At 50.7% G+C, this 2677-nt stretch carries 2 protein-coding genes and 1 tRNA gene; 2 read left to right on the top strand and 1 reads right to left on the bottom strand.

From position 1 onward, the window contains the following. Positions 1-33 precede the first annotated feature (33 nt). Positions 34-942 carry an IS5 family transposase gene (locus ACLQ7H_RS00815; protein ID WP_411751029.1) on the top strand — a complete coding sequence of 303 codons (909 nt, stop codon included), beginning with the start codon at positions 34-36 and terminating at the stop codon, positions 940-942. A 230-nt stretch (positions 943-1172) separates the two neighbouring features. Here ACLQ7H_RS00815 and ACLQ7H_RS00810 read toward each other — a convergent pair. Then, positions 1173-1248: transfer RNA gene (locus ACLQ7H_RS00810), tRNA-Phe, on the bottom strand. A 395-nt stretch (positions 1249-1643) separates the two neighbouring features. Between ACLQ7H_RS00810 and ACLQ7H_RS00805 the strand changes: the two genes are divergently transcribed. Further along, on the top strand, positions 1644-2677 hold a 1034-nt coding region (locus tag ACLQ7H_RS00805; RefSeq protein WP_411751028.1), incomplete at its 3' end, for a NupC/NupG family nucleoside CNT transporter.

The following is a 2677-nucleotide window of genomic DNA, read 5'->3' as shown; positions in this document are numbered from 1 at the left end:
TCACCACATTCCTGCCCCCTCTGGCGGTATCCCGTGGCAAAGCAAAAGTTCAAAATCACCAACTGGAACGCCTACAACAAGGCTCTCGTCAATCGGGGTTCACTGACATTCTGGCTTGATGAGTCGGTCATCCAGGCCTGGTACGACGAGCCAAATAACTCTTCACGAGGGCGTCCACAACGTTATTCTGCATTAGCTATTTCCACCGTACTGATGCTCAAACGCTTCTTTCGACTCACGCTACGTGACGCTCAGGGCTTCATTGATTCCATTTTTACGTTAATGAAGCTCCCGCTTCGTTGCCCGGATTATTCCTGCGTCAGCAGACGAGCGAAGTCCGTCTGCACCCCTTTTAAAAACCCCACACGCGGTGAGATTGCCCATCTCGTTATCGATTCCACCGGCTTAAAAGTTTTCGGCGAAGGCGAGTGGAAGGTGAAAAAGCACCGCGTCTGGCGAAAACTGCACCTCGCCTTGGACGCTGATACCCACGAGGTTATCTGTGCTGACCTGTCACTGAACAACGTGACCGATACGGAGGCATTCCCGGGTCTTATCCGGCAGACCCACCGGAAAATCAAGGTGGCTTCAGCAGACGGCACTTATGACACAAAGCGGTGCCATGACGAGCTAAGACGTAAGAAAATCAAGGCACTGATCCCGCCGCGAGCCCGCGCAGGTTACTGGCCAACTGAGTACGCAGACCAAAATCAGGCGGTAGCGAGGCAGCGGCTTACGGCGAGTAACGCCTACTGGAAATGGAACACGGCTTACAACCGGCGGTCGGTCGCCGAAACGGCGATGTACCGAGTCAAACAACTGTTCGGCGGGTACCTTATGTTGCGTGACTATGATGCGCAGGTCGGTGAGGCAATGGCCATGATCCGTGCATTGAACAAGATGACGCTCGCGGGTATGCCAAAAAGTGTGCGCGTTGCCTGAGGTATATGCACATTCAAGGGGTTCTTTTGTCCAAATCTGATTTATTCAACAAAGCCTGGAGCGCTTACCAACAGAAGTGGCTATCAAAAATACCGTTAATGCTTTTAAGCAAATCACGAGAAATTAGACCATTACTTTTCAACATGGTGAAATCCCGGTCGCAGTAGGTTGGGAAAAGGATCATTTCCCTGAAAGCAAAAAAACCGCCATAGGCGGGTTCTTCTAAATGATGGTGCCCGGACTCGGAATCGAACCAAGGACACGGGGATTTTCAATCCCCTGCTCTACCGACTGAGCTATCCGGGCAACGGGGCGCATTAAACCGTATTTGGCCCTGTGTCGTCAATGGGTTTCTGTCACAAAGCCGAGTGATTGCTCTAATTTCAAGCAGGGTTAGGGCTACCTTCCTGCGCCAGCATTCTCCCTTCTCCCCCAACACGCCCGATGCCAGAGATCGAAAAACTCACCCCAAAAATGTTCATCTCTGTCTATTCCCTAACCAAGTTAATGTTAGTGATAAGTTCAACATGTTACATATATGTATTTTAAGGGGATTATCACTTTCAAATGTGATCGGTGTAACTTTAATAACATATTGTCTGTGTTATGTTTCGATAATAACATCATTAGTTCCCGGCATACGCCAGGGTACAAGGCTGGGCACCGGAACATAATAGTTCACAGATAATTTTGGGGAAAAAATGAAATACATCATAGGGATAGTTTGTATCCTTGCTATCTGTGTCTTGGCACTTTTAGTGAGCAACGATCGCAAAAACATCCGCTATCGTCCGATTTTCGTCATGCTGGCCTGCCAGTTTTTGATGACCGCACTGCTGCTTAAGACCGACGTAGGCAATAAAGTGATTGGCGTGATCGCCGAGGTATTTGGCAATTTACTCTCCTATGCCAACGAAGGGGTGAACTTCGTCTTTGGTGGGTTGGTGAATCACGGCGAGATCTCTTTCTTCCTGTCCGTGTTGCTGCCCATCGTGTTTATCTCCGCGCTGATCGGCATCCTGCAGCACTGGCGCATCCTGGGCTTTATCATCAAGTACATCGGCCTGGCGCTGAGCAAGGTCAACGGCATGGGGCGCTTAGAGTCCTATAACGCGGTGGCTTCGGCGATCCTCGGCCAGTCTGAAGTGTTCATCTCGGTTAAAAAACAGCTCGGCCTGCTGCCGGAGCACCGCCTGTATACGTTGTGTACCTCGGCCATGTCAACGGTATCAATGGCGATTGTGGGCGCTTACATGGTGATGTTAGATCCGCGCTATGTGGTGACGGCTTTGGTGCTGAACCTGTTTGGCGGCTTTATCATGGCCTCGCTGATCAACCCTTATCAGGTCAAACCTGAGGAAGATATTCTGGATGTCGTCGAAGGGGAGAAGCAGAGCTTCTTCGAAGTCTTGAGCGAATACATCCTCGATGGCTTCAAGGTGGCGATTATCGTAGGCGCGATGCTGATCGGCTTTATTGCGCTGATCACCATGGCTAACGCGCTATTCACCGCTGCATTTGGCATTTCCTTCCAAGGGGTATTGGGTTACGTGTTCTCTCCACTGGCTTTCCTGGTGGGGGTGCCGTGGCACGAAGCAGTGCAGGCCGGTGGCCTGATGGCAACCAAGATCGTCAGCAACGAATTTGTTGCCATGCTCAACCTGTCGCAGGGTGACTACAACTTCTCTGAACGTACCATGGCGATTATTTCGGTGTTCCTGGTGTCGTTCGCCAA

The organism is Serratia sp. (in: enterobacteria) (genome assembly GCF_046715635.1).
Classification (GTDB): Bacteria; Pseudomonadota; Gammaproteobacteria; order Enterobacterales; family Enterobacteriaceae; genus Chania.
This window is presented reverse-complemented; position numbering and strand designations above follow the sequence as displayed.